15 protein-coding genes and 1 pseudogene are annotated in these 26193 nt (G+C 72.9%); 3 read left to right on the top strand and 13 right to left on the bottom strand.

The annotated features are described in order from the left end of the window. Positions 1-53 precede the first annotated feature (53 nt). Positions 54-869: an SAM-dependent methyltransferase gene (locus HC362_RS29260; RefSeq protein ID WP_243087166.1), complete on the bottom strand. Its 816-nt coding sequence runs from the start codon at positions 867-869 to the stop codon at positions 54-56. 150 nt (positions 870-1019) lie between these two features. Further along, entirely contained in the window at positions 1020-1883 is an 864-nt protein-coding gene (locus HC362_RS29255) for a M15 family metallopeptidase (protein ID WP_243087165.1), read from the bottom strand. Between the two features lie 472 nt (positions 1884-2355). Between HC362_RS29255 and glpK the strand changes: the two genes are divergently transcribed. Then, on the top strand, positions 2356-3861 hold the full coding sequence (gene glpK, locus HC362_RS29250) for a glycerol kinase GlpK (protein WP_243087164.1): 1506 nt from the start codon (positions 2356-2358) through the stop codon (positions 3859-3861). Between the two features lie 27 nt (positions 3862-3888). Here the strand turns inward: glpK and HC362_RS29245 are convergent, their stop codons facing one another. From HC362_RS29245 to HC362_RS29230, 4 genes are read right to left on the bottom strand one after another with little or no spacing between them, the layout of a single operon-like run. Next, complete coding sequence (locus HC362_RS29245; protein ID WP_243087163.1) at positions 3889-4494, bottom strand: ATP/GTP-binding protein; 606 nt, start codon at positions 4492-4494, stop codon at positions 3889-3891. Further along, positions 4475-4906, bottom strand: a complete 432-nt coding sequence (locus HC362_RS29240; RefSeq protein WP_243087162.1) for a DUF742 domain-containing protein — start codon at positions 4904-4906, stop codon at positions 4475-4477. Before HC362_RS29240 ends, HC362_RS29245 begins: the two co-directional genes overlap by 20 nt. 59 nt (positions 4907-4965) lie before the next feature. After that, the gene (locus HC362_RS29235) at positions 4966-5400 is read right to left on the bottom strand and encodes a roadblock/LC7 domain-containing protein (protein ID WP_209266660.1); all 435 of its coding nucleotides are present in this window, start codon (positions 5398-5400) and stop codon (positions 4966-4968) included. Beyond that, the gene (locus tag HC362_RS29230) at positions 5397-8093 is read right to left on the bottom strand and encodes a nitrate- and nitrite sensing domain-containing protein (protein ID WP_243087161.1); all 2697 of its coding nucleotides are present in this window, start codon (positions 8091-8093) and stop codon (positions 5397-5399) included. Before HC362_RS29230 ends, HC362_RS29235 begins: the two co-directional genes overlap by 4 nt. A gap of 234 nt (positions 8094-8327) precedes the next feature. Between HC362_RS29230 and HC362_RS29225 the strand changes: the two are divergent. Continuing rightward, a pseudogene (locus HC362_RS29225) lies at positions 8328-8591 on the top strand (hypothetical protein); the annotation flags it as partial. 79 nt (positions 8592-8670) lie between these two features. Here the strand turns inward: HC362_RS29225 and HC362_RS29220 are convergent. From HC362_RS29220 to HC362_RS29195, 6 genes are all read right to left on the bottom strand, one after another. Beyond that, positions 8671-13716 (bottom strand): hypothetical protein, encoded by a 5046-nt coding sequence (locus HC362_RS29220; protein ID WP_243087160.1) that lies wholly within the window; start codon positions 13714-13716, stop codon positions 8671-8673. A gap of 83 nt (positions 13717-13799) precedes the next feature. Next, positions 13800-14684 carry a hypothetical protein gene (locus HC362_RS29215; RefSeq protein WP_243087159.1) on the bottom strand — a complete coding sequence of 295 codons (885 nt, stop codon included), beginning with the start codon at positions 14682-14684 and terminating at the stop codon, positions 13800-13802. A 55-nt stretch (positions 14685-14739) separates the two neighbouring features. Next, entirely contained in the window at positions 14740-16227 is a 1488-nt protein-coding gene (locus HC362_RS29210) for a hypothetical protein (protein WP_243088874.1), read from the bottom strand. A 172-nt stretch (positions 16228-16399) separates the two neighbouring features. Then, positions 16400-17098 (bottom strand): GntR family transcriptional regulator, encoded by a 699-nt coding sequence (locus tag HC362_RS29205; protein ID WP_243087158.1) that lies wholly within the window; start codon positions 17096-17098, stop codon positions 16400-16402. A 23-nt stretch (positions 17099-17121) separates the two neighbouring features. Next, complete coding sequence (locus tag HC362_RS29200; protein WP_243087157.1) at positions 17122-20781, bottom strand: hydantoinase B/oxoprolinase family protein; 3660 nt, start codon at positions 20779-20781, stop codon at positions 17122-17124. Between the two features lie 122 nt (positions 20782-20903). Next, complete coding sequence (locus tag HC362_RS29195; RefSeq protein ID WP_243088873.1) at positions 20904-22382, bottom strand: HEAT repeat domain-containing protein; 1479 nt, start codon at positions 22380-22382, stop codon at positions 20904-20906. Positions 22383-22683: 301 nt separating this feature from the next. Between HC362_RS29195 and HC362_RS29190 the strand changes: the two genes are divergently transcribed. Then, complete coding sequence (locus tag HC362_RS29190; RefSeq protein ID WP_243087156.1) at positions 22684-24261, top strand: SpoIIE family protein phosphatase; 1578 nt, start codon at positions 22684-22686, stop codon at positions 24259-24261. A 151-nt stretch (positions 24262-24412) separates the two neighbouring features. Here the strand turns inward: HC362_RS29190 and HC362_RS29185 are convergent, their stop codons facing one another. Then, complete coding sequence (locus HC362_RS29185; protein WP_243087155.1) at positions 24413-25978, bottom strand: hypothetical protein; 1566 nt, start codon at positions 25976-25978, stop codon at positions 24413-24415. Positions 25979-26193: the final 215 nt, after the last annotated feature.

The following is a 26193-nucleotide window of genomic DNA, read 5'->3' as shown; positions in this document are numbered from 1 at the left end:
CCGGTCCGCGCGGGCGGTGGCCCGGCCGGTGCGCAGCGCCGCGGCTGCCGCTGTCAGCTCTTGCGGCCGACTCCGCCGTAGGCGGCGACCTCGGGCGGTTCGCCGAACGGCAGCGCCTCGGGGCGCCAGTGCGGTACGGAGACGATGCCGGGCTCCAGCAGCTCCAGCCCCTCGAAGAAACCGGCCATCTGTTCCGGGGTGCGCGGGGTGTAGGGCACGGCGCCGCTGCGTTGGTTGAAGCGGCGGATGGCCTCCACATAGGCGGGGTCGGTCGTACTGCCGTCGTTGTAGCCGAGGTAGCTGCCGGGCGGCAGTGCGTCCAGCAGCTCGCGGGTCACGGCACGCGCCTGGTCGTAGTCCCCGACCAGGCCGAGGACTCCCATCAGCATCAGCCCGACGGGCTGGTCGAAGTCGAGGGTGTCGGCGGCGGCCGCGAGGATGCCGGCCGGGTCGCGTACGTCGGCGTGCAGATAGCTGGTGGCGCCCTCGGGGGTGCTGGTGAGCAGGGCCTGCGCGTGTGCGAGGACCAGGGGATCGTTGTCGACGTAGACGATGCGGCAGTCGGGAGCCACCCGCTGGGCGATCTCGTGCGTGTTGTCGACGGTGGGCAGGCCGGTGCCGATGTCGAGGAACTGCCTGACGCCCTCCTCGGCCGCCAGGTGGCGTACGACGCGGCCGATGAAGGCCCGCGAGTGGCGGGTGATGTCGACCATCCCGGGGAAGACCTCGCAGACCTTGTCGCCTGCCTCGCGGTCGACGGCGTAGTGGTCCTTGCCGCCCAGGAGGTAGTTCCAGATCCGCGCGGAGTGCGGGACCGTGGTGTCGATCTGTGTCGCGAGCTGTTGTGCCCGTTCCATGCGGTCCGTCATGGCTGGCTCCCCTGGTCGGTCGGTGACTGTGCCGGGCTTCCCGGTGGGTGGCTGTCCGGAGGTTGGTTCCGCCTCAACCTAGCGCCAATGGTCCGGCCACCGGAGCCCTGTTCGCGCTTTGGCCCGGGGCGGCTCCGGTGGCCGGTGGTCTCAGCGGTGAGAGGTCAGCGAGTGCCGGGAGACGGGGAAGTCGAAGTAGGTGTCGGGGAAGGTCTCCGGCTTGTGCGTGAAGTGCCACCACTCCTCGGGCAGGTTGGTGAAGCCCTCGCGCTCCAGGGTGGTCTTCAGCAGTTGCCTGTTGGCGCGCTGTTTCCCGGTGATGCGGGGGTCGTCGGTGTGCGAGAGGGTGTCGAAGCAGTCGAAGCCGGTGCCGGTGTCCACGGAGTTGTCGGGGAACCGCTCCTCCTTCGGCGCGTAGCACGGCACCAGCGGTTCACCGGGGTGGTAGGGACGGGTGGGCCGTGCGGGCAGCTCGGCGACAGTGATGTCGACGGTGCTGCCGCGGCTGTGCCCGGACTTCTCCGCGATGTAGCCGTCCTCGAAGAGCCGGTTCTTGTCGACCCGGGGGTAGAACTCGGTCTTCATCTTCTGGTCGTCCAGGTCCTTGGCCCAGCGGACGAAGTGGTCGACGGCGCGCTGCGGCCGGTAGCAGTCGTACACCTTGAGGGTGTAGCCGCGGGCGAGCAGGGAGCGCTGGGCCCTGGCGAGCGCCTTGGCGGTGTCCTTGGTGACGATGCACATCGGCTGCCGGTAGCCGTCGATGGGCTCGCCGACGAAGTTGTGCGCGGTGAAGTAGCGGATGTCCTGGCGGATGGTCGGTGCCACGTCGTGGAGGGCCACGAACTCCCGGGGCGCCTTGGGTTCGTGGCCCTGCCCCTGGCTCTGTCCCTGGCCCTGTTCCTGTCCATGACCGTCTTCCGAGGCCGCCTGCGCGGGCGCGGGGGCGGCTGCGAGGGCGAGGAGGACGGCGGCAGCGGCGAGCGGGGCGTGGGGTGCGGTGCGGATACGTCTCATGCCCCTCTCCTTTATCAGGGGCCACCGGGCCTCCACCAGAGACCGGGCCTCCCGCTTCGGCGGAGAGGACGGCGGGAGAGCGGGAGAAGAAGAAGGAGAACGGCGGCTCGGGATCACCCCCGTCGGTCCCGTGCCGCCGTTCTGTTCAGTGTGGACGCCCGCCTCCCGGGGACGGTTCGCGTGTTCGGCGGGACGTACGGGGGCGTGAGGATCTGGTGACACCTCGGTGACAGTCGCGACAGGAGCGTCGCACAGGGGGGCGCGACCTTCCGGTTGTGCGCCCGGCCTTGACTGCCTCTCAGCTGGGCTGAACACTGCCGTCACGCTCGTCGCGGACACCGCCGTCAAGCCGGGTGGAGCCGCCGATCGGCGGGGCCTGAAGGCTCTGCTCGGCGGGGCTTCGGCGTGCTGCTCCGCAAGGCCGCATTCTGATCGTGACGTCCGAACGCACCTATCGAGGGGTCGTCAAACCATGACGGACAAGTACGTCGCTGCCATCGACCAGGGCACCACCTCCAGCCGCTGCATCGTCTTCGACCAGCAGGGCGGGATCGTCGCCGTCGACCAGCAGGAGCACCGCCAGATCTTCCCCAAGCCCGGCTGGGTGGAGCACGACGCGAGCGAGATCTGGACGAAGGTCCAGGCCGTGGTCGGCGGCGCTCTGGAGCGGGCAGGGCTGCGCGCCGACCAGCTGAGCGCCATCGGCATCACCAACCAGCGTGAGACGACGGTGCTGTGGGACCGGGCGACGGGCGAGCCGGTGCACAACGCCATCGTCTGGCAGGACACCCGCACCGCGGCGCTCTGCACCGAGCTGGGTGGCGAGGTGGGCCAGGACCGCTTCCGTGACCGTACGGGACTTCCGCTGGCCAGCTACTTCGCCGGGCCGAAGGTCGCCTGGCTGCTGGACAACGTGCCGGGGCTGCGGCAGCGCGCCGAGAGGGGCGAGATCGCGTTCGGCACCATGGACTCGTGGCTGATCTGGAACCTGACCGGCGGCACCGACGGCGGCCGGCACGTCACCGATGTCACCAACGCCTCCCGCACCATGCTGATGAACCTGGAGTCCCAGGAATGGGACCAGTCGGTGCTGGACGCGATGAACGTGCCTGCCGCCGTGCTGCCGGAGATCAGGTCCTCCTCGGAGGTGTACGGCACGGGTGTGGGGCAGCTGGCCGGGGTGCCGGTGGCCTCCGCGCTGGGCGACCAGCAGGCGGCCGTATTCGGACAGACGTGCTATGGCGTGGGCGAGGCCAAGAACACCTACGGCACCGGCTCCTTCCTGCTGCTGAACACCGGAAACCGACCGGTGCCCAGCAAGCACGGGCTGGTGACCACGATGGGCTACCGGCTGGGCGAGGAGCCGCCCGTCTACTGCCTGGAGGGGTCCATCGCCATCACCGGAGCCCTGGTGCAGTGGTTCCGCGACCAGTTGGGCATCATCAACGACGCCTCGGAGATCGAGCCGCTGGCGGCCAGCGTCGAGGACAACGGCGGGGCCTATATCGTGCCGGCGTTCTCCGGCCTCTTCGCTCCGTACTGGCGTTCGGACGCCCGGGGTGTCATCGCCGGGCTGACCCGGTATGTGACCAAGGCGCACCTGGCGCGGGCCGTGCTGGAGGCGACGAGCTGGCAGACCCGGGAGGTCGTCGACGCGATGTACCAGGACAGCGGGGTGGAGATCACCACGCTGAAGGTGGACGGCGGTATGACGGCCAACAGTCTGCTGATGCAGCACCAGGCCGATGTGCTGGGCGTGCCGGTGATCCGCCCGGTGGTCGCCGAGACGACCTGTCTGGGCGCCGCCTACGCCGCGGGGCTGGCCACCGGCGTCTGGTCCGACCTGGACGAGCTGCGCGCCCACTGGAAGCGGGACGCCGAGTGGACGCCGTCGATGAGCGAGGAGGAGCGCGACCGCGAGTACGCCAACTGGCACAAGGCCGTCGACCGCAGCTTCGGCTGGGAGAAGTCCGACTGAGAGCCGGAGCAGGCGCCCCGTCGACCCCTACATATCGGCGGGCGCCCGCGCAGCGTTCCGCATGGCGTGCTCGACCACCGAGACGAGCACGTCCCGCGCGGACTCGCGCACCCGCGCGTCGCACAGCAGTACGGGTATCGCCCCGTCGAGATCGAGTGCTTCACGGATGGTCTCGGCGGGGTACCGCTCCGCGTCGTCGAAGCAGTTGACCGCCACCGTGAAGGGGATGCCGCGCCGCTCGAAGTAGTCGATGGCGGCGAAGCTGTTCTCCAGCCGTCTGGTGTCGGCGAGCACCACGGCGCCGAGCGCCCCGGTCGCCAGTTCGTCCCACAGGAACCAGAACCGGTCCTGGCCCGGGGTGCCGAACAGGTACAGCACGAGCCCGTCGTTGATGGTGATACGGCCGAAGTCCATGGCGACCGTCGTCGTGGACTTCGCCTCCACCCCCTTGATGCTGTCCACGGGGAGGCTGGCCTCGGTCAGCAACTCCTCGGTGCGCAGTGGTTTGATCTCACTGACCGACCCCACCAGCGTCGTCTTGCCGACACCGAAGCCCCCGGCCACCAGGATCTTCAGTGTGACCGGTTCGGCCGGGGCCGCGGTGCCGCCCCGCTCAGAGCGCCCGAAGACCATTGATCACCTCTCTGAGGATGCTCTCGTCCGGCAGCTCCGCCGGAGGGACGGGGCGGGTGACGCGCACCAGTTCGACTTCCATCAGGTCGCCGATCAGGACGCGTACCACCCCCACGGGAAGGTCGAGCTCGGCCGCCACTTCCGCCACCGAGAGCGGCGCGCTGCGGCAGAGGGCGACGATATCGAGGTGCTCGGGCACCAGCGAGTGGTCGGCGAGGAGCTTGTCCTCCTCCTCGGGCAGGAGCCCGCTGCCGGTCGCGCCGTCCGGCTCGGGCCCGCCCGCGTTCTCGGCGATGACGAGGGCTATGAGGTCCAGCTGCGCGTCCTTGGCGCCGCTGCGGGTGCGGCCGCGCGTCATCGCGTACGGCCGCACCACGGGTCCTGCCGCGTCGTCGAACCAACGGTCCGTCATGGCCAGCCCCGCCCCCTCACTCCCTCGTCACGTCGCCCTGTCCGTCCCGTCGTCGCCCTTCAGCCCGCGCCGCCGGGCGGTGTGCTGCGCGTCGGGGTGCCCAGATGGGCCCCGACCCGCTTGACCAGGAGCGTCATCTCGTAGGCGACCTGGCCGACATCGGCCTCGGCGTCCGCCAGGACGGCCAGGCAACTGCCGTCACCGGCGGCGGTCACGAAGAGGAACGCCTCCTCCAGTTCGACCACGGTCTGCCGTACGCCGCCGGCGCCGAAGTGGCGGCCGACGCCCTTGGCGAGACTGTGGAACCCGGAGGCGACGGCCGCGAGGTGCTCGCTGTCCTCCCTGGTGAGCCCCTCCGAGGCGCCTCTGGCGAGGCCGTCCCCGGAGAGCACGAGTGCCTTGCGGATGCTTCCGACGCGCTGGACCAGCTCGTCGAGGAGCCAGTTGAGCTCACCGCCTCCAGCGTTGTGCGATGCGGCGTCTGGTGCGGTCATCGACCGTCCCCTCCCGGTGTTGTTCCTGGTGCTGACTCCCCCGCGTCGTGTGGCGGTTCGCTCTCGCGTCTGCCGCGTTCCCAGCCGCGCTGGAGGGAGGCCATCTTGCTGCGCACTTCGTCGGCGTCGCGGTCGGCGACGTCCGGCGTGCTGGATCCTTGGGTGTCCGTCGGCTCCTGCGTCCGCTCCCGCGGCATGCGGGTGTCGACGGTCGGTGCGTCCGACTTGAGCTGCGGCGCGAGGCTGGCCTGCCGGACCCGGCGCGGCAGCCCGCCCGCGCCGGACGGTGCCGCGCCGGACGAGTCCGGTGCGCCGGATGAGCCCGTTGAGTCCGATGAGTCCGGTGAGGCGCCTGTGTCGGGCTTCTTGCGGCGGGGCAGCGGTGCCGGGCCGTCGCCCCTCGTGCGCTCGGCCGGGGTCTGACGGTCAGGACCGACCGTGCGCCCGTTGTCGGAGACCAGCACCGGAGCGCCGGGCCGCCGCCGCGGCAGCGGTGTGGGGCCGCCGGAGCCGCTGTCGCCGCCCGGCCGGCCGCCGCTGCCGGAGTTCGCCTCTGCGTCGGCGCGTGCCGTGGGAGGGGCCTCGTCCCGCGCCTGCTGGTGCTGTTCACCCGCGGGCACGACCGAGGCCGACGCCGGTTCCCGCTCGCCCCTGCGGGGCCCGCCGATGCTCTTCGGCGAGGCGCCGGGGTCGTCCTCCAGCGGGGCCTCCAGCTCCACGGGCCCGTCGAGCGGCCTGCCCGGCTTGGCGGCCTCCACGGCGGGGCGGCCCGGCCGGCGCTGGTCGTCGTCCCGGCCGGGGGTCTCGGTCAGTACGCTGCCGGGAATCAGCACGACGGCGGTGGTGCCGCCGTAGGGCGAGGGTTGCAGGGAGACGCGTACGCCCTGGCGCTGGGCGAGCCGGGAGACGACGAACAGGCCGAGCCGATCGGTGTCCGACAGCTCGAACTCTGGGGTCTCGGCCAGCCGCAGGTTGGCGTCCAGCATCGCGTCCGCCGTCATGCCCAGACCGCGGTCGTGGATCTCCAGGGTGAAGCCGTTGGCGACCCGCTCTCCCAGCACCTGGACGGCGGTGTGCGGCGGGGAGAAGACCGTGGCGTTCTCCAGCAGTTCGGCGATCAGGTGCGTCAGGTCGGCCACCGCGCTGCCGTCGACGGCGAGGCGGGGCAGCCTGCGCACCTCGATCCGCTCGTAGTCCTCGACCTCGGCGACGGCGGCCCGTACGACGTCCATCAGCTGTACGGGCTTGCGCCACTGCCGGGAGGGCGCGGCGCCCGAGAGGATGACCAGCCCCTCGGCGTGGCGGCGCATGCGGGTGGTGAGGTGGTCGAGTTTGAAGAGGTCGGCGAGTTCGTCCGCGTCCTCGGTGCGGCGTTCCATCACGTCGAGGAGGGTGAGCTGCCGGTGCAGCAGCACCTGGTTGCGGCGGGCGAGGTTGACGAAGACCTCGGAGACGCCGCGGCGCATGTCGGCCTGTTTGACGGCGGCTTCGACGGCGGCCCGCTGGAGGGTGTTGACGGCGTGGCCGACCTGGCCCATCTCGTCGGTGGGGTACTCCAGCCGGGGGGCCTCGGTCTCGACGTCCACCCTCTCACCGGCGGCCAGCCTGCGCATCACGCTGGGCAGCCGCGCGTCGGCCGCCTCGTTGGCCTCCTTGCGCAGCGTGTTGAGGTCGCGTACAAGGCTGCGGGCGACGCGGATGGAGATGACCAGGGAGGCCAGTACGGCGAGGAAACCGAGCACACCCGCGGCCACGGCCTGGACGATCACGCGGGTGGCGACCGGGTCGACCCGGTCGTGGAACCGCTGGTGCGCCTGCTCGCCCAGCTCGTGGAGGTCGTGCATGACCGTGTCGATGGCGGAGCGCCAGCGCTCCTCGCCGACCGGCCCCTCGTCGGTACGCGGTCCGGCGGCGATGACGGCGTCCTCGTAACTGCGCAGGGTACGGCCGGCGGTGCCGTTCCAGTAGTTCTCGAACAGCTGCCGGTCCTCGGCGGGCAGCGTGGGCAGGTTGGTCTCGTAGCTCATGTTGCGCTCGGCGACACGGTCGGAGAGCGCGCGCTGGTCTCCGCGGGTGAACTGGCCGGCGGCGTACGCTGAGGCCATCAGCGCGTCCTCCCGGGAGAGGTACTCGCCGGCGCGGTTGACGCCGACGAGGGCGCGGCCCTCCTTCTCCAGGTCCACGTCGTCGACGGCGCTGAGCGAGTTGACCAGCGCGTAGGCGTGGTCGATGAGTTCGTTGTACGCCTGGAAGGCGCCGCCCCGGGTGATGGTGTTGTGCTCGACGCGGGACCGCAGCCCCTTGAGTCCGTCCAGCGCTTCCAGAAAGTCCTGCAGCCGGGCCCTGGAGTCCGCGCCGAGTTGAGCACGCTCGCCGCCGTCCGAGGCGTTGCGGCGTACCGCGGCGGCCTTGCGGTCCGTGGCCCGCTGGAGGTCGTGCAGCTTCGACAGGCTCGCCCCACCGCGCGGATCGGCGACATGGATCATGATCTGGCGGCGCTCGTGCTGGAGGGCCCGGACCGTGTTCTCGGCCGGCTCGCCGATCTTGTGGGTCACCTCGTCGAGTCTCAGCAGGCTGTTCGCCTCGGTAGCGGTGATGTAGGTCGCGAAGCCCCAGATGGACAGCAGGGAGACCAGCGGCACCAACAGCAGCACCACGATCTTCCGGCGGATGGACTTCCCGCGAAAGCGCATGGCCTCCCCTACGTCCTCCCCAGCTCGCGGGGGCGTGTACCGACAGCAAACGGCGTGAGCTTACTACTGACGCGCCGGCAACTCGTAGGCATGTATGAGCGTCCGAACAGGCAGTCCAGGGTGCCTCATCCTGAGTTGTCCGTCGATGCCCCGCCGGACGTACGAAGTCTGTGGCACAGCACACGTTCAGGGAACCGTGCGAGGATCGGGTGCAGTGAAGGGGGAGTGAAAAAGATGTATGCGAAGCCCCGCCTGCCGGACCCGGTACGGGCGGCGGCGGTGCGGGCGGTGATCATCGCGGCTCTGACGCTGGTGCAGCTCATGGTCGCGTTCTTCTGCTCGCTGGCCGCCGTCTGGCTGGCCTTCCCGATGGTGCTGTCCACGATCGCCAGCACCATCGTGGCGACTTGGGCCGTGCTCGACGTATGGATCACCCGGCAGGTCTGGGTGCAGCGGCACGGCGTCGTCTCGGAGCCCAGCAGCGCGGCCAGACGGCGCGCGCTGGCCGACCGCCGTCAGGCTCCGGGCGACGGGGCCGCTGGGGGCGGCGCCCCCGTGCCCGGCACGGCGCGCGGCGTCAGGGGCGGGGCGAGTGTGCCGCGTCCGGCACGTCACCCGGCGGATGAGGGGCGGGGACGTCCGGCCGGGCATCCGGCTCCGGCGGCTGCGCACTCGGCTCGTCCCGGGCGTCGGACGGGTCGCCGGGGCGGCGGAACATCCGTGTCGCGGTGATCTCGCCGTGCACCGCGGGCTCGTCCTCCTCGGCCTCCGGCCGGGGCAGGCCGGGCCGCAGATGCTCCTCGACGCTGATGTACTTCAGCCCCGCGCGCAGATCCGCGTCGTTGCGCAGCCGGATCACCAGCGGGAACTCGGCCAGTGCCGTGGTGTCGAACAGGCCCGTGGTGTAGAGCAGCTGGACGCCCAACGCGTCGGCCACCGCCCGCTGCAGCTCCAGCAGATAGGTGGCGTTGGCCCGCCCGATGGGGTTGTCCAGGAACAGCGTGCCTGCGTGCCGGTGCTTGTCGCGGCCCCGGTCGTTGCTGCGCAGCGCCGCCATCGTGCAGTAGAGGGCGATGGCCGCGGTCAGCAACTGGCCGCCCGAGAAGACGTCTCCCATCTGTCCGACCGGCACCCGCTCGGCGCGCAGCACGGCGTCCGGTTTGAGGATCTCGACCGCGACACCGCGCGGTTGCAGCGCCGCGTGCACTCCGCGCAGCAGCAGCGTCATTCCGTCGCGGCGCAGATCGGAGTTCTTGCGGACGGCCGCGCGGGTGGCCTCGTCGATGACCTCGCCCAGCCGCTCGGTGAGCGTGGCCTGGTCCGGGTCCTCGAAGCGGATACGCAGGAACTCCTGGCCCGACCACTCCCCCAGCCCCTCGGGCAGCCGGGAGAGCCGCTGCGCCGAGCGCAGGGTCGTCAGCGACGACTCCACCAGGCCGCGCAGCCGGTCCACGATGCTGTCGCGGTTGCGCTCCAGCTGCGCCAGCTCGTCCGTCAGCACGCGGAGCCGGGGCGCGAACGCCGACGCCCAGGCGGCGGCGTGGTCCGGCAGCGCGGAGGCCGGCAGCTCGCGCACCTGCTGCCGCGCCGGAGTGCGGACCTGCTCGTAGCGGCTGGAGTTGGCGTGCCGTACGAGCGCGTCGCACGCCTCACGTACGGCCTGCTCGGCGGCGGTGAGATCGGCGGCGCAGCCGCGCAGCGACCGCCGTGCCTCGGCAGCCGCCTGCCGGGCCTCGGCCGGACTGCCCGCGTACGGCTCGGGCGGCTCCTCGCCGTCCTGCTCCCCGGACGCCGGGGCCGCGGGATCGCGGAGCAGGTCGCGGAGGGTCGCCGCGGTCTCGTCGAAGCCGCCGGCGGCGTCCTCGGCGGCTGCGTGTGCGCGCTGGAGCGCGGTGTGCGCCGCGCGCGCGGCGTCCAGTTCGTCGCCGCGGGCCGCCAGTTCGGCGTTGGCCGTCCGCAGCAGGGCCTGGGCCTGCGCGGCATCGGCGGGCACCAGTTCCTCGGGAAGCTCGGTGTGGCAGTCGCCCTCGGCGGGCGCGAGACGCTCGGCCTCACCGCGGAGCCTGCCGAGCTGTTCGCTGGCGTCGGAGTTGCGTGCCTCCAGCCGCTGGACGAGCGCTTCGGCGCGGGCCGCCGCGGCCTGCCGGGAAGGGCCGTCCGCGCCGTCCGGTCCCTCCAGCAGCTGGGCCGCGCGGGTGCGCACCTTGTTGCTGAGCCGGTCGAGCGCGGCCTTGGCCGCGGACTCGTCGCCCTCGGCGCGGGCCTGTTCGGCGCGCAGGTCGGCGCCGACGCCCACCTTCTCGTACAGCTGCGAGGCCGAACGGTAGGCCTCGCGCAGGTCCGGCAGTGACGCGGTGCGCTCGGGCGCGGGCGTGGGCCGGTCACCGGCCGCCCCGCCGTCGGTGCCGTCGGCGCCGTCGTCCGCGCCCTCGGTCGGCGCGGGCGCCCGGGGAGTGTCGGGCACACCCGCGATCTCGGCGCGCTCGGCGCGCAGGGTGCGGGCCGTACGGCGTGCGTCGTCGGCCGCGCGCTGGGCCGCGCGCCGTTCGTCGTCCACCGAACGGGCCCGCTCCAGGCACTGTTCGGCGCGTTCCTGCGCGGTGGCGACGTCGTCGGCCAGCTCACGCAGCCGGCTCTGCCACTTGGCGCGTTCCCGCAGCCGGAAGGCCAGTCCTGACAGTGCGTCCGCGCTGCGGCGGGCGCGCTGGGCAGCTTCCTGGCGCTCGTCGCGGACACGCGCTGTCTCGGCGGACTGCTCGTCGGCCTCCGCGCGGGCCTCGCGTACCTCGGCGAGGTGCCGTTGGGCCGCCTCCGCTGCCTCCCGGGCCTGCTCCGCGGCCTCGGCCAGCTCGTCGAGGCGGCCTTCGGGGCAGCCGCTGCGCCAGGAGGCGAGGCGCGCCGCCAGCGACCGGTCGGCGGAGAGCCGGGCCGCCAGCCTGCGGATCTCCTCGTCCCGTGCGGCGGCGCGCTCCCGCAGTTGGCGCCGCTCGTCGTCGGCCGCGTGCTCGTCGTGCATGGCCGGGTTGGGCGGCACGAGGAAAACGCTGAACACGCCGGAGTCCGCTGCCGCACCGCCGCTGTCCGGCGCGGGCGCGGGCGCCAGCAGAGCCGCCGAGGTGCCCACGGCGACGGCGGAACGGGGCAGCAGCGCCGCGCCCGCCAGCACCTCGCGGGCACGCGCGTGGCTGTCCGGGTCGGTGATGATGACGCCGTCGACCAGTTCGGGCCGGGCCGCGAGCACCGCGGCGTGGTCGGCGGGGTCGACGGCCTGCGCGAGATAGCGCCAGCCCGGCAGCGCGGGGACACCGTGCTCGCCCAGGTACTCGACGGTGGCCGTCACATCGGGACCCGGTGGAAGCAGCCCGCCCTCGCCGAGCGCTCCCAGCATGCGCGCGTCGTCCGCCGCCGCGGTGCGCAGTTCGAACAGCTGCCGCTCGGCGGCTGCCACGCCCTCCTCCAGCAGCTCCTGGAGGGCTTCCGCGTTGCGGTCGAGCTGCTCGGCGGTGAGTGGCCCCTGGCCGGCTGCGGCGCTGCCGTCGGCGCCGGCCCGGGCGGCTGCCGGGCCCGGCCCGGTCCGGGCTGTCCGGGCGCCGCCTTGGCCCGGCACGGTGCCGTTGCCCCGGCCTGCCTCGGTGCCCCCGCCCGCCTCGGGTGAGCTGCCGGCGACCCGTTGTCCGGGGAGGGCGGCCCTGGCCGTTCCGGACGCTCCTGCCCCCGCCGCTCCGGCTGCTCCGACTCCCCCAGTTCCACCGGCCGTGTCCGGCGCGCCCGGGTGCGGGCCGGGCAGGCCGAGCAGTTCGGCGAGGCGCTCCTCGGCGCCGAGCGTCTCGGCGGTGGCGCGTTCGGCCGTGTACGCGCTCTCGGCGGCTTCGGCGGCGTCCGCCGCGCGGGCCGCGGCGAGTTCGGCGCTCGCGTGCCTGCTCGCCAGCTCGCGGGCGCGCTCGGTGCTGCGGGCCGCCGCCTCGCGAGCCGACTCGAAGGCGGCAACCGCGCTCTTCTCGGCGTCGCCGGCGGCCAGCGCCGCGCGTGCCGGATCGGCGTCCGGGTCGCTGTCGTCGAGCCAGCCGGCGCGCACCGCCTGGTCCATCTCCTGTTCCACCTCGGCGAGACGCTGACGCAGGTGTTCGGTCTCGCTGCGGGCTCGCTGCGCCTCGGTGGCGGCGGACGTGGCGTCCCGGTGGGCGCTCTCGCTCTCGGTCTGCAGCGCGGCGGAGCGCTCTTCCTGCTCGCCCGCGATGCGTTCGCTGTCCTCGGCCGCCGTGTTGAGGGCGCGCACGAGCGCGGTGGCGGCCTGGGCGCGGGCTGCCAGCGCGGGCGCCGCGTCGCGCTCGGCCTCGCGGATGGCGGCGGCGACCCGGGCCGAGCGGTCGGCGGCTGTGCGGTGCGCGAGCACCGTCTCGGCAGCCTGCCAGGCGGAGTGCAGCGTCCTGGCCTCGCTCAGCTCCCGCTTCTGTGCCGCGGCGGACTTCTCCGCTGCGGCCAGCGCCAGCGAGGCGTGCCGGTAGGCCAGCTCGGCGGCGATACGGGAGGCACGGCCGCGCGCGTCCTCGGCTTCGCCGACCGACTCACGGGCCTGCTCCAGCTGTTCGGCCAGCTCCGCTGCGCGGCCGCGCTCCTGGGTGCCGCGGGCCGTCAGCCGGTGTGCGAGGTGGCGGGTGCGGCGTTCGGCTCCGGTGTGGATCTCCCGGGCCCGGGCGCGTGCCTCGGCGGCCTCGGTGATGCGGTGCAGGTGGTCGAGGGAGCCCGCGGTGAAGTCGCGCTCGGCGGTCAGCTCCGCTCGGCGGCCGAGTTTGTGTGCGAAGCCGTGCACGAGGTCGGCCAGGCCGTCGGTGTCCCGGTTGTCGGTGACGGCGCGCAGCAGCAGGTCGGTGAAGTCGGAGTCGTTCTTGACCGCGAACAGCCCGGCCGCCTCGCCCTCGTCGGCGTTCATCTCACGCTGGTAGCGGAAGAGTTCGGGGTCGAGGCCGAGCGTGGTCAGATGCTCGTTCCAGCGCTCGTGCACCTCTTCCCACACCACATCCAGGTTGGGATAGGCCCTGCCGGTTTCGGTCAGTATGTCGCGGAAGCCCTTCATGGTGCGCCGCCTGCCGCGCGCCGAGGAGGTGCCCTCGGCCCGGGGCCGCAGCGCCGCCGACTCGGCCACGGGGAGGGAGTCCAGGGACAGCCCGGGGCCCGGCCGGAACGAATACCACGCCTCGGCGAACTTGCGGGGATCGCCCGAGACCTGACGGCCCCGCCACTCGCTGGCCTTGCCGACGACGATCGTCTCGCCGGTCCTGGTGTGCTGCCACTCCAGGGCCACATGACCGCAGTCGTCCGCCAGCAGGAACTTGCGCAGCACGCCCGAGCTGGCACCGCCCAGGGTGTTGCGGTGCCCCGGCAGCATGACCGAGAAGATCAGCTTGAGCAGCACGGACTTGCCGCCGCCGTTCTCCAGGAAGAGCACGCCCGCGGGCGCGGGGCGCCGGGGCGGGCCCTGCGGCTCCTCCTCGAAGAAGTCCGCCTGCGTCGGTGCCGGGCTGGGCACGGGCTCGCCGACTCCGCGCAGGTCCAGCACGGTGTCGGCGTAGCGCGCACCGGCGGGCCCGATGGAGTAGAGGCGGATCCGGGACAGCTCGTACATGGCGGCGGACTCTCGTCGGTGGTGCGGTGGCTGGGTCTGACAGGTCGGGTGGCGGGTCGTACGTGTCGGCGGGTGGCGGCGGTTCAGGAGTGGAAGGGCAGTCCCGCGTCCGGCGCCAGCTCCAGGCCCTCCTCCTCGGGCGGTGGCAGCAGGCTGGCCGTACCGTCCGAGACCGGGACGACGCCCAGCTCCAGCAGCTCGGCCATGGCGGCGCTGCCCGCCATGTCGCGGACCTGCAGCTGATAGCGCGCCGTGGTGCGGTAGGTGCCGCCCGCGTCGTCCCCGGTGCGCTGGAGGAAGCCGGAGTCGGCGAGGAAGGCGACGGCCTTGGCGATGATGCCCGTGGTGGAACCGGCCAGTCTGCGGGCGTCCTTGGTGGCGCCGGTGGCGCTGCGCCGCGCGTAGGCCCGCCAGGCCGCCTCCAGCCCCGGCGCGCCGGTGGCCGGGTCGGTGTTCTCGCCCTCGGCCTCGGCCCGCTCCTCCAGCCTGCGGCACGCCTGGCGGACGAAGGAGTCCACGCCGTTGACGGTGATGCGGCCGATGTAGCCGTCGTCGGCCAGGTCCTCGGGGCGCGGGAAGGCCATCGCCGCGCAGGCCAGATGGGCGAGGCCGTGCAGGAAGCGGTCCGTGGAATCGGCACCGGCCCGCCGCGCGTAGTCGCCCATGCGCACCGCGAAGACCGAGTCCTCGGCGGCGGCCAGCGCCATGCCCGCACGGGTGGAGACCTCCAGGACGACGAGGCCGAGGCCGGTGGCGACGGCGTCGGCCAGCCGCGCGAACGCGGGCTCCTCCAGATAGCGCCGCAGCAGTTCCGTGTACTCGGCGTCCCTGGCGGGGGCCAGCTTGGGGTGCAGGCCGAACGAGACGAGGCGCGCCGCGTCGGCGGCGTCGGCGGGGGTCACCTGGTGCGCGGGGCTCTTGTTGCCGAGCCCCTCGTCCGGGTCGGGCTCCGGTACGAAGTCAGTCATGGTTGCTCATTCAGCTCGTGCGGGGGGGGGGCGGTCATGTGGTGCGGGGTGCCCGTCATGCCGCCTCCGTCCGGTCCGCGGCCATGCCTGCCGCGTCCAGCAGTGCCGTACCGACGATCAGGTCGGCTCCGCCGAACTCCGGGTCGTCCAGCGGGGTGCCGTCGTCCACGGCGAACAACAGCCGCTCCTCGCCCTGCCGGTAGGCGGTGCCCACAGGCGGGCTGGCGGCGTGCACGGCGAGCAGGGCGATGAGATACGGCAGATCGGGGTCGCGGCGGCGTGCGTCGGCCAGCAGGCCGGAGAGCCGCCGCGGCGCGTCCGGCGGCAGCTCCAGCAGCTCCATGGCCGCCGCCAGCTGCTCCTCGCTGAAGCGGCTGTCGTCGGGCGTGGCGACCAGGTCGGGCTCCGGCATCTCGGCGCCGAGGTGCTCCCGGGGCGCGGGCGGGGTCAGCAGCATGTCGGTGAGGTCCCCCAGGCGTACGGCGCCGGGCGTGCGCAGCCCGGTGCCCCGGGCGAAGAACGCGTCGGTCACGCGGGTGGCCGCCTCCAGCGGCAGCGGCAGTACGGGCGCGAGGAGCTGGCCGTACAGATCGAGCCCGGCGCGGGCCGCGGGCGGCGCGAAGGCTTGGCGGTCCTGTTCGGCGCGGAAGAGCGGGCCCGCCTCCAGCAGCCGGGACTGGAGCTGGGTGTGGCGGCGGATGCAGTCCTTGACGATGTCGACCAGTTCGGCGGCGCGGCGCTTGTGGTCGGGGCCGCGTTCGGAGGCGGCCTCGTCGCGGGCCTTGCGGATGTTGGTGAGGATGGCGTTCTCGTGGCGGTAGCGGTCGGCGACGTGGTCGAGGGCTTCGCTGATCATGTCGGGGACCGCGCTGAGCCAGTCGACGGCGCGCACGTCGCGCCGGGTGGCCTCCAGGGTGCGACGCAGCGCCTCGGCGTACTGGACCGTGCGGTAGCGGGCCTGTTCGGCGGCCAGCTGGGCGTCGGCGAGGCGGCCTCGGCTGATGAGGACCTCCAGCTTGACCTCGGCGGCGATCTGGGCGCTGGTGACGTCCGTGTCGAGCGCGCCGACCAGCACGTTGACGGCCTCGTCGGTGGTGCGCAGATAGACGCTGCCGCCGGGCCCCGGCAACTCCTCGATCAGCTTGAAGTCGTAGTCCCGCCGCACGTAGGTGCCGTCGGGGTCGAAAGTGCCGTAGACGGCGCGGAAGCCGCGGTCCACGCTGCCGACGTTGATCATGTTCTCCAGCACCCAGCGGGCCACCCGTTGGTGCTCGGCGGGGTCGCGCGTGGGGGCCTGGGCCGCGACGCGGGGCAGCAGCTTGGCGACGACCTGCTCGTGGTCGGCGCCGGTGTCGAAGTCCATCTGGAGCGTGACCAGATCGATGGCGGCCAGTGCCAGCTCGGCCATCTCGTAGGTGCTGTACTCGCCGGCGAGGTTGGCCTTGCGGGTGTCCAGGTCGTGCAGCGGCGCCGTGCAGGCGAGCGCGCGCAGCCGGCGGGCCAGGCCCTCGTCGGCTGCGGGGCCCGGGGCCGGCGAGGGCATGGACACACCTGTCCTCGCCGGGGTGCTCGTCCTGGTGGCGCTCTCAGTCACGACGGACAGATTAAGCGGTCGCACTGACAAGATCCGAAACGGCACGGTTGTCACGGCCTGGGACGGCCTGGGGCGGTTGTCCCCGCCCGTCCGTGGCCCTGGTGCCGCTCGGGCCGACCGGTCAGCCTAGCCGGTGGGCGTAGCCCTCGGCGAGCCGGCGCCGGGAGTCGTCGAGGTAGACGGCGAGCTGCCGCTCTGCGCTGGGAGCTTCGCCGCGCTGCAGCGTACGCAGAATCTGCTCGTTGCGCGGCAGATAGGGTTCGTGTAACTGGCGCGGGTTTTCCATCATGTGGAACACCAGCCGCAGTTCGGCCAGCACTCCGCGCATGATCTCGTCGGCGCGCGGGCTCCCGGCGAGCGCAACCAGCGCCTGATGGAAGCGCATATTGGCGGTGCCCAGGTCGCGCCAGCGCTGTTCGGCAGCGGCGTGCCGCCCCGCCGTCACGGCCGCCTCCATGGCCCGCATGGCCTCCGGCGGGTAGGGCGGCGCGGTCAGTTGCCGCAGCGTGGCGCACTCGACGAGGCGGCGGACGCGGTAGAGATCCTCCAGGTCCTCCACGGTGAGCGTGCGCACGAACATGCCCCGGTTGAGCTCGTGCACCAGCAGCCGCTCGTGGGTGAGCAGCCGGAACGCCTCGCGCAGGGTGTTGCGCGAGATGCCCAGGGCGCTGCCGATCTCCTCCTCGGCCAGCCGCGTACCGGGCCGGAAGCGGCCTTCGGTGATCCGGGTCCGCAGGATGGCCGCGACGCGCTCGGCGGTGCTGGTCCTTCCCAACTGCTCCCGCGCGCTGCTGAGTTCGTCCAGCACCTGGTTGCTCATGCCTGAAGTCAACCGCAGTTCCGTCAACGGGACAACGAATGACCCGGCGCAGCCGGCCTGCCGTAGCCGCCGCCTCCCGGGGTGTGCAGCACCAGTGCGTCACCGGCGCCGAGTTCGGCCACATCGCGCCCGTCCAGTGCGGTGCGGGTGCCGTCCGCGCGCTCCACGGCGTTGACGCCAAGCGCACCCGGGCTTCCGCCCGCCATCCCGTAGGGTGCCACGCGCCGGTGGCCGGTCAGCAGCGCGACCGTCACCGGCTCCAGGAAGCGCAGGCGCCGCACCACGCCGTCGCCGCCGCGCCAGCGGCCGGCGCCCCCGCTGCCGCGGCGCACATGGAAGTCCTCGACGCGCACCGGGTAGCGGAATTCCAGCACTTCGGGGTCGGTCAGCCGCGAGTTGGTCATATGGGTCTGCACCGCGTCCGCGCCGTCGAAACCGTCCCCTGCTCCGGAGCCGCTGGCAACCGTCTCGTAGTACTGGACGCGCTCGTTGCCGAACGTGACGTTGTTCATCGTGCCCGAGCCCTCGGCCTGGACGCCGAGCGCGGCGTAGAGGGCGCCGGTGACGGCCTGGGAGGTCTCGACGTTGCCCGCCACCGTGGCGGCCGGGTAGCGGGGCGCCAGCATGGAGCCCTCCGGGATGCGCACCTCGAGCGGGGCGAGGCAGCCGCTGTTGAGCGGGATGTCGTCGGCCACCAGCGTGCGGAAGACGTACAGCACCGCCGCCGTCACCACCGAACTGGGCGCGTTGAGATTGTCGTCCCGCTGGGGCGAGGTGCCGGTGAAGTCGAGCAGGGCCGTACGGTTCGCGTGGTCCACGGTGACGGACAGCCGGATGACCGCTCCGCTGTCGGTCTCGTACGCGCAGCTGCCGTCGCGCAGCCGGGGGATGATGCGACGTACGGACTCCTCCGCGTTGTCGCGTACGTGCCGCATATAGGCCTGTACGACGTCGAGGCCGAACTGCTCGGTCATCTTGCGCAGTTCCGCGATGCCTTTCTCGTTGGCGGCGATCTGGGCGCGCAGGTCGGCCAGGTTGGTGTCCGGGTCGCGGGAGGGGTGGCGGGCGCGGGTGAGCAGCGCACGGGTCTCCTCCTCGCGCAGCCGCCCGTCGCGCACCAGCAGCCAGGCGTCGAACAGCACGCCCTCCTCCTCCACGGTGCGGCTGAAGGCGGGCATCGACCCCGGGGTCAGTCCGCCGATCTCGGCGTGGTGGCCGCGGGAGGCGACCAGGAAGAGCAGCCGTGGCTCCTTCGTGCCGTCCTTGTCCGCCCCCTTGGCGCCCTCGTCGTCCCTCCCCTGGTCGAAGACAGGTGTCACCACGGTGATGTCCGGGAGGTGAGTGCCCCCGTGGTACGGATCGTTGACCGCGTAGACGTCACCGGGGCGCATCTCGCCCTCCGTGCGCCGCAGCACCTCCTGGATGGACTCGCCCATCGACCCCAGGTGCACCGGGATGTGCGGGGCGTTGGCGACGAGGTTGCCCTCCGGGTCGAAGAGGGCGCAGGAGAAGTCGAGCCGCTCCTTGATGTTGACGGAGTGCGCTGTCTTCTCCAGCCGCACCCCCATCTGTTCGGCGATCGCCATGAAGAGGTTGTTGAAGACCTCCAGCCGCACCGGGTCGGCCTCGGTGCCAGCCGCGGGTGCCGCCTGCGGCGCCCGTACCCGGGTCAGCAGCAGATGCCCGTGCGGGTCGGCCGCGGCCTGCCAGCCGGGGTCGACCACGGTGGTCGCGTCGGCCTCCACGACGACGGCCGGGCCGGTCACGCGCTGTCCTGGGCGCACCTCCTCGCGCCGGTACAGCGGGGTCTCCCGCCAGCGCCCGGCGGTGAACATCCGCACCACGTCGAGGGGTTCCGGACTGCCCTCACCGGGTTCCGGCATGGCCGCGCGTGCGCTGACGGGGCCCGCTGTGCCGGTCGCCTCGGCCACCGCGGTGGCGACCACCAGCGGCTTGTCCATGGTGAATCCGTAGCGTGCCCGGTGCTCGGCTGCGAAGTTCTCCGCCATCCGGTCCGCGCCGTCCAGCGGTACGGTCAATGTGGCGTCCGTTCCGGCGTACCGCAGGTGCAGTCGGGCGGTCGTCGTGATCGCCTCGTCGGGCAGCCCGTCGGCGCGCAGTTCGTCCCTGGTCTGCCGCCGCAGCCGGGCGCACAGTTCGCGCACACCGGCCAGCCGTTGCTCGGTCAGCTCGCTCTCGACGGACTGTTCGCGCAGTGCGGTCGCGTCCGCCACGCCGATCCCGTACGCGGACAGCACGCCCGCCAGCGGCGGTACCACCACCGTGCTGATGCCCAGCGCGTCGGCGACCGCACAGGCGTGCTGCCCGCCCGCGCCGCCGAAGCTCGCCAGTGCGTAGCGGGTGACGTCGTGGCCACGCTGTACGGAGATCTTCTTGACGGCGTTGGCCATGCTGAGCACCGCGATCTCGAGGAAACCGGCCGCGACCTGCTCGGCCGTGCGCCCTCCGCCGGTCTCCTCGGCAATCCGCCGGAAGCCCGCACGGACCGCCTCGGTGTCCAGCGGCTGATCGCCCTCGGGGCCGAAGACGGCGGGAAAGTGCGCGGGGTGGATGCGGCCCAGCATCACATTGGCGTCGGTGACCGTCAGCGGCCCGCCGCGGCGGTAGCAGGCGGGGCCGGGGACCGCGCCTGCCGAGTCGGGGCCGACGCGGTAGCGGGCGCCGTCGAAGTGCAGCACCGAGCCGCCGCCGGCCGCCACCGTGTGGATGTCCATCATGGGCGCGCGCATCCGCACTCCCGCGACCTGGGTGCCGTACACGCGCTCCAGCTCTCCCGCGTAGTGCGAGACATCGGTGGACGTACCGCCCATGTCGAAGCCGATGACCCGCTCGTGCCCCACCTCGGCGCAGCTGCGTGCCATCCCGACGACGCCACCGGCCGGTCCGGACAGCACGGCGTCCTTGCCCCGGAAGTGCCCGGCCTCGCGCAGACCGCCGTTCGACTGCATGAACATCAGCCGCACCCCGTGCAGCTCACGCGCCACCTCGTCGACGTAGCGGCGCAGTACGGGCGAGAGGTAGGCGTCCACGACGGTGGTGTCCCCGCGCGGGACCAGCTTGATGAGCGGACTGACCTCGTGGGAACAGCTCACCTGGGTGAACCCGGCCTCCCGCGCCAGGCGGGCGACCTCACGCTCGTGCGCCGGGTGCCGGTAGGCGTGCAGCAGGACCACGGCAGCGCTGCTGAAGCCCGCGCGGCGCGCCTCGCGCAGGGCGTGCGCCGCGGCGTCGAGGTCGAGCGGCTGTACGACGGTCCCGTCGACGCCCATCCGCTCCGGCAGCTCCACGACCCGGTGGTACAGCGCCTCGGGCAGCACGATGTGGCGGTCGAAGATGTGCGGCCGGTTCTGGTACGCGATCGTCAGGGCGTCGCGGAAGCCCCGGGTGGTGAGCAGGACCGTCGGCTCGCCCTTGCGCTCCAGGAGGGCGTTGGTCGCCACGGTGGTGCCCATCTTGACGGCATCGATCCGGTGCGCCGGAACGGGCGCCCCTGGCGGCACCTCGAGCAGCTTCCTGATGCCCGCCACTGCGGCGTCCTGACCGGGACGCGCCGGATCGTGGGAGAGGACCTTCTCGCTGACGAGCGTCCCGTCGGGCCGTCGCCCGATCACGTCCGTGAACGTTCCGCCCCGATCGACCCAGAACTCCCACCGTCCGCTCACCCACCCATGGTGCCCCGGTCAGGCCGGGCCCGCCGTGTCCTGCGTACCCGGACAGCACAGCGGGAGGGGCGCGTGCCCCGTCAGAGGCATCGCCTCACCGGAACAGGTTCCGCGGGAGCGGCCTACGCGGGCGGGGTGAGGCGGCCGCGGATGGTGGTCTGGACTCCGGCCTCCTCGGCCGGGTCGGCGGCGAGCCGCCGCAGCCGTTCCACCACCCGCGCGTCCCCGGTGGCGGCGCACTCGGCGGCGACCTGGCGGGTGGACTCCTCGCAGTCCCACAGGCACTCGATGGCGAACCCGGCGGGGAAGGACGGGTCGGTGGCGGCGAGCGAGCGGGCGGTGCGCCCACGCAGCTGGGAGGAGGCGGTCTCGCGGTAGATGTGCCGCAGCACGGGGGCCGCGCAGCCGATGGACAGGCGTCCGGCGCCGTCCACGAGCGGCCACAGGGCCGGGCTGTCGGGGCCCTCAAGACGGATGGTGCGGCGCAGCGCGGCGAGGACGGAGTCGGCGTCCTGCTCGCCGCCCCGGCAGGCGAGCATCTCGGCCGCGGCGGCGGCCAGCCCGGGCGGCAGGGTGCCCTCGGCTGCCGCGGTCCACCGCCTGGCCCGCTCCAGCGCTGCCAGGGACCGCATACGAGCGAAGGAGGAGACCGCGGCTTGTGCGACGGTCTCGCACGGGTCGGCGGCGGCACCCTCGATCAGGTCGAGCACATCCGGGTCGTTCCGATCGGCGAGGTGGCGCAGCGCTGCGGCCCGTGCGGCCTCCTGGGGGCCGCGTGCGGCGTCCAGCAGCAGCGGCCTGTCCTCGGGCCCTGCGACGGCGGACAGACAGCGTGCCGCCGGAGCCTCACGGTGCTGGCGTGGGTGCTGTTCGTAGCCGTCCTGGGCCCATTGGAGGATCTCGCGCACGCTCCAGCCCGGACGGGGTCCAGGGGTGCGGAGCTGGCGCTGCCAGCGGTCGAAGGAGCGGCATTCCCGGGCGCGCCGCAGCCGGTCGGCCTGCTCGGGGTGTGCGGAGTCCTCGGCCCACAGCCGCCAGGGCCGGGGCTCGAAGGCGTCACGGGCGGCCGCGGCGAGCTCGGCGTCGCCCTCGGGGGTCTGCGGGAAGCGGGCCAGGATGGCCGGTCCCAGGGGGCGCAGCCCGGCGTCGTCGTCGCGGACGGCGAGCTCGTCGAGGGCCCACTGCCAGTTCGTGCCGGTGGTGGCATAGCGGCGCAGCAGCCGCAGGGGGGCGTTCTCCTGCCAGCTCTCGCCCTGTGCGGCCGCGTAGGAGGCGAGGTGGCCGAGGACGGAGAGCGCGAGGCCGGTGCGGACCTCGGCCTCTTCGGGGGTGCACAGCAGGTCGGCGGGGTCGAACAGGTGTGCGGCGATGTCGTCGAGCCCGGCTTCCAGCTCCCTGTGCAGGCGGGCGTAGTACAGGGAGCGGTGTTCGATCTGCCAGTCGCGCCTGGGGTCGCGAAGGACGCAGTGCCGTAGCGCGCTGAGCGCCTCGGCGCGCGGCGCCGCGAGGGCGTGCAGCGTCCCGTCGCCGCGGCCCCTCTGGAGGAGGCCGAGCAGCGTGCCGCTGGGCGCTATGTCTGAATCGACGGAATCGACGAACATAAGAGTCAGCATCCGGTGCGGGGTATTCGACTGGCAACGGGATTTCCGTTGCCGGGCATTCTTGCCGGTGACCGCGGTTCTACTCCTGCGTTTTACCTTTGGGAGCGGGCGCCCGGTCAAGAGCTGGAGCCTACCCGGAAGCAAAGATTCCGCCGACCCCGCGGCCCCCAGGGACATATGCCGGCGACTCACCGGGACATATGACAGCAGCACCACCGCATCGAGTGTGGCCGAATCCCTTACGGGCAGTCGCGGGCTGTGTCACAGTCGTAACCGACTCTCCCCCGTATCGGAGTTCTCCATGGCCTCCCATCTCCATGCGGATCGCTCAGCACCGCAGCCACCGGACCGCGGCACGCTGGATGCCCTGATCAGCCAGGCGCGCACCCTGCGCGGCCGCCTCGACGCGGTGCGGCGGGGCGCCGGAGGGAGCGCGGACCGAGGGACCGAGCCGGACCCCGGGGTGGCCGGTGCGGACCCGCGCACGCGGTGGCAGCGCGCGCTGTGCGAACTGGCCGTGCACCAACTCGACGACCTGGGCAGCCAGCTCGATCAATTACGCGAGGGCATGCCCCCCGAGGCACCCAGGGCGTGGCCGTCCGCCGATCAGCCGCCCGGCCGGACATCCGAGCGGACGCCCGGCGCCGCCTACGGCACACAGTCGTCGCCGGACCGGGAGCGGCCCTCCGAGCTGGTGGGCCGGGTCGGCAGCGCCGAGTGGAACCTGCTGACCGACGGGGTGGCCTGGTCCCCCGAGCTCTTCCGGATCTTCGGCAGAACCGAGGAGGACGGCCCCCTCACCCTGGACGAGCTGCCCTCCTGGGTCGTCCCCGAGGACCAGACCGCGCTCGCCACCGCGTTCACCGACTGCCTGGTGGACGGCAGGGCGATCGACCGCGAGTTCCGGCTGGTGCGGCCCGACGGCTCCGTGCGGACGGTCCACATGGTCGGCGAGCCCGTGCTCGACGACGACGGGGGCACCGCCTCGATGTGGGCGGTTGTGCGGGACGTCAGCGAACTGCGACGCAGTGAGCACGCGGTGCGCGAGAGCCGGGACTCGCTCCAGCGCGAGCGGCACATCGCGCAGACCGAACGCAGGCTCGCCGTCGAGCTGCAGGAGGCCGTGCTGCCGCCCTGGCGCGGCTCTCTCCGGTTCCCGCACGGCGACGAGCGTGTCACCGGAGCGCTCGACCTGGCGGCGCACTATCTGCCGTCCGCCTCCAGCGCGCTGATCGGCGGCGACTGGTACGACGCGATGGAGCTGCCGGACGGTGCCACGCTGCTGACAGCCGGCGATCTGACGGGGCACGGTGTCACCGCGACCTCCGGCATGGCCATGCTGCTGGGCGCCGTGCGCGGGATGGCACTTGCGGGTGTGCGGCCCGGCGCGCTGATAGGGCATCTCAACCAGCTGCTCGACTCCTCGGCGCAGCCGTCCCTGGGCAGCGCCCTGTGCTGCCGCTACGAGCCGCGCTCGTGCACGCTCACCTGGGCGCAGGCGGGCCACCCGGCGCCGCTGCTGTTCCGGGACGGCGCGGGGAGGGTGCTGCGGCGCCCCGAGGGCGTGCTGCTGGGCGTCACCTCAGGAGCGACGTACGAGCAGCGCACCGAACGGCTGCGGCCCGGCGACCTGCTGGTGCTGCACACCGACGGACTGGCGCCGGACGACACGCAGGGAGCGCCCACGAGCGGGGAGCCGGGGGACGGTGCGCCCCGTAAGCCGGGTCTCCACGCGGGCAGTGCCCGAATGCTGGGCCTGGCGGCACGGTTCGCCACGGCCGGCTCCGCACAGGAGTGCGTCCGGGTGGTCGCGGAGGAGTTCGCCGACCGGGAGCGCGAGGACGACGCCTGCGTCCTGGTCGCCCGCGTGACACCGTGAGCCGCAGCGCGACTGCCCCGGTGGGCGCGCGCGTGGTGCGGTGAGCTGCGTGGTGCTGCGAGCCGCGTGGTGCTGCGAGCGGTGAGGCGGGCCGGCCGCCGGGGCCGTCCGGCTCACTCGGCCCGCTGCCGCCTCACGCCCTCTGCACGCCTCACACGGACCTGACTCCTTTGGAGCCACGTGCGCTGCGGATGTCCCGGATGTCGCCGGGTGCCCGCTTCAGTTCGTCGGCGTCCTTGAGACCTCTGCCGCTCCGCGAGGGTTTCGGCGCCCGGGGCAGCGCCTCCTGGATCTCCGCGCGCAGCTCCTCGATCTTCCCGTAACCGGCGTACTGGCCGGTGAGCCGGTACATCTCGCGCAGCCGGTCCCAGGTGCGGTGCGAGGAGTTCTCGTTGATGGACAGCAGTGCCAGGCGGGCGTAGCGGTCCGCCTGCTCCGGGTCGTCGGAGATGAAGCAGGCCGAGGCCATCGAGATGTAGTCGAAGATCTGGGAGCGCTGCCGCCCCTCCGCACGGAGTGCCAGGGCCCGTTTGGCGTGCTGCTCAGCCGTCCGGGCCGCGACGGGTTCGTGGTCGGCGAGCGTACGGAAGGCCAGCGCCTCCATGCCGTACAGATCGGCCTCGTCGAACATCTGCATCCAACTGGGCGGCGACACATCGCCTTTGTCCGAGGCGAACAGCTCCTCGGCCCGGCCGAGGGTGCGCCGCATCTCCTGGCCGCGGCCCATGGACGCCTGCGCCCACGCCTCGATGGTGCAGAACATGGCGCGGGTGCGGGGCAGCGCCTCGTCGCCGGAGCCGGACTGGGCGAGCTGCACCAGGTCGAGCGCGTCGTCGGGACGGCCCAGGTGCACCATCTGCCGGGCGGCGCGCGAGAGGGCCTCGCCGGCGCGCGGCCGGTCACCGCCCTCCCGTGCCGCGTGGGCCGCGATCACGAAGTACTTCTGCGCTGTGGGCTCCAGGCCCACGTCGTGCGACATCCAGCCGGCGAGCACCGCGAGATTGGCCGCGACGCCCCACAGCCGGCGCCGCAGCGGCTCGGGGTGGTGGTAGGAGAGCATCCCGCCCACCTCGTTGAGCTGGCCCACCACGGCCTTGCGCTGGAGGCCGCCGCCACGCGCGGCGTCCCAGGCGCGGAAGACCTCGACGGAGTGCTCCAGCGCCTCGATCTCCTGCAGCCCCACGGGGGCCGCCTCGTAGCGGTCGTAGGACGAGTGGCCGGCCGGTACGGCCTGGGCCCCTCCTGTGGCACCCTGCGCAGCGGACCTCGCCGGGTCCGTGCTGAGCCAGTTGTGCATGGCACTGCTGAGTGCCGATCCTGCGGCGAGCGCGGCGCCCGCACCCACCAAGCCGCGTCGGTTGAGCATGAGGTCCATTCCCGTGAATTCGGTGAGGACCGCGGCGATCTGTCCGGACGGCAGCGGCAGCCCTTCGACGGGCTCCGAGTGAGCTGCCTGTCCCGGCCTGGTGAACCCGAGGTCCTCGATGGTCACGACACGGCCGAGTCGCTCGGTGAACAGGGACGCCAGCACCTTGGGCACCGGATCGCGCGGGGTCTCCCCCGTGTCGATCCAACGCCGCACCCGTGAGGTGTCCGTCGCCAGCTGCGCGTATCCCATCGCCGCGGCCTGCCGGTTGACCAGCCGGGCGAGCTCGCCCTTCGACCAGCCGGCCAGGGCGAAGAGGTCCGCGAGACGTGCGTTGGGTCCCTTTGTCACATCAAGCCCCCAGGTTCTCGGCTGAGTTGACAGTAGCTTCCGTACGACTCGGTACGGCGGCCCCGAGCGCATTCGCCAGGGTTCGCCAGGGTCCGCCAGATGGTGTGCCACCCGCGCCGGGGTGTCCTGTAGGAACGCGCCACCCCGGTCGCTCCGTCCGGCCGCATTCCCCAGGGTGCACAGGCTCCGGGCGGACCGCCGGGGAGGCGCGGAAA

The organism is Streptomyces sp. 891-h (assembly GCF_022760275.1).
GTDB lineage: Bacteria > Actinomycetota > Actinomycetes > Streptomycetales > Streptomycetaceae > Streptomyces > Streptomyces spirodelae.
Note: the sequence above shows the minus strand (reverse complement) of the source record. Positions and strands in the feature narration are given on the sequence as shown.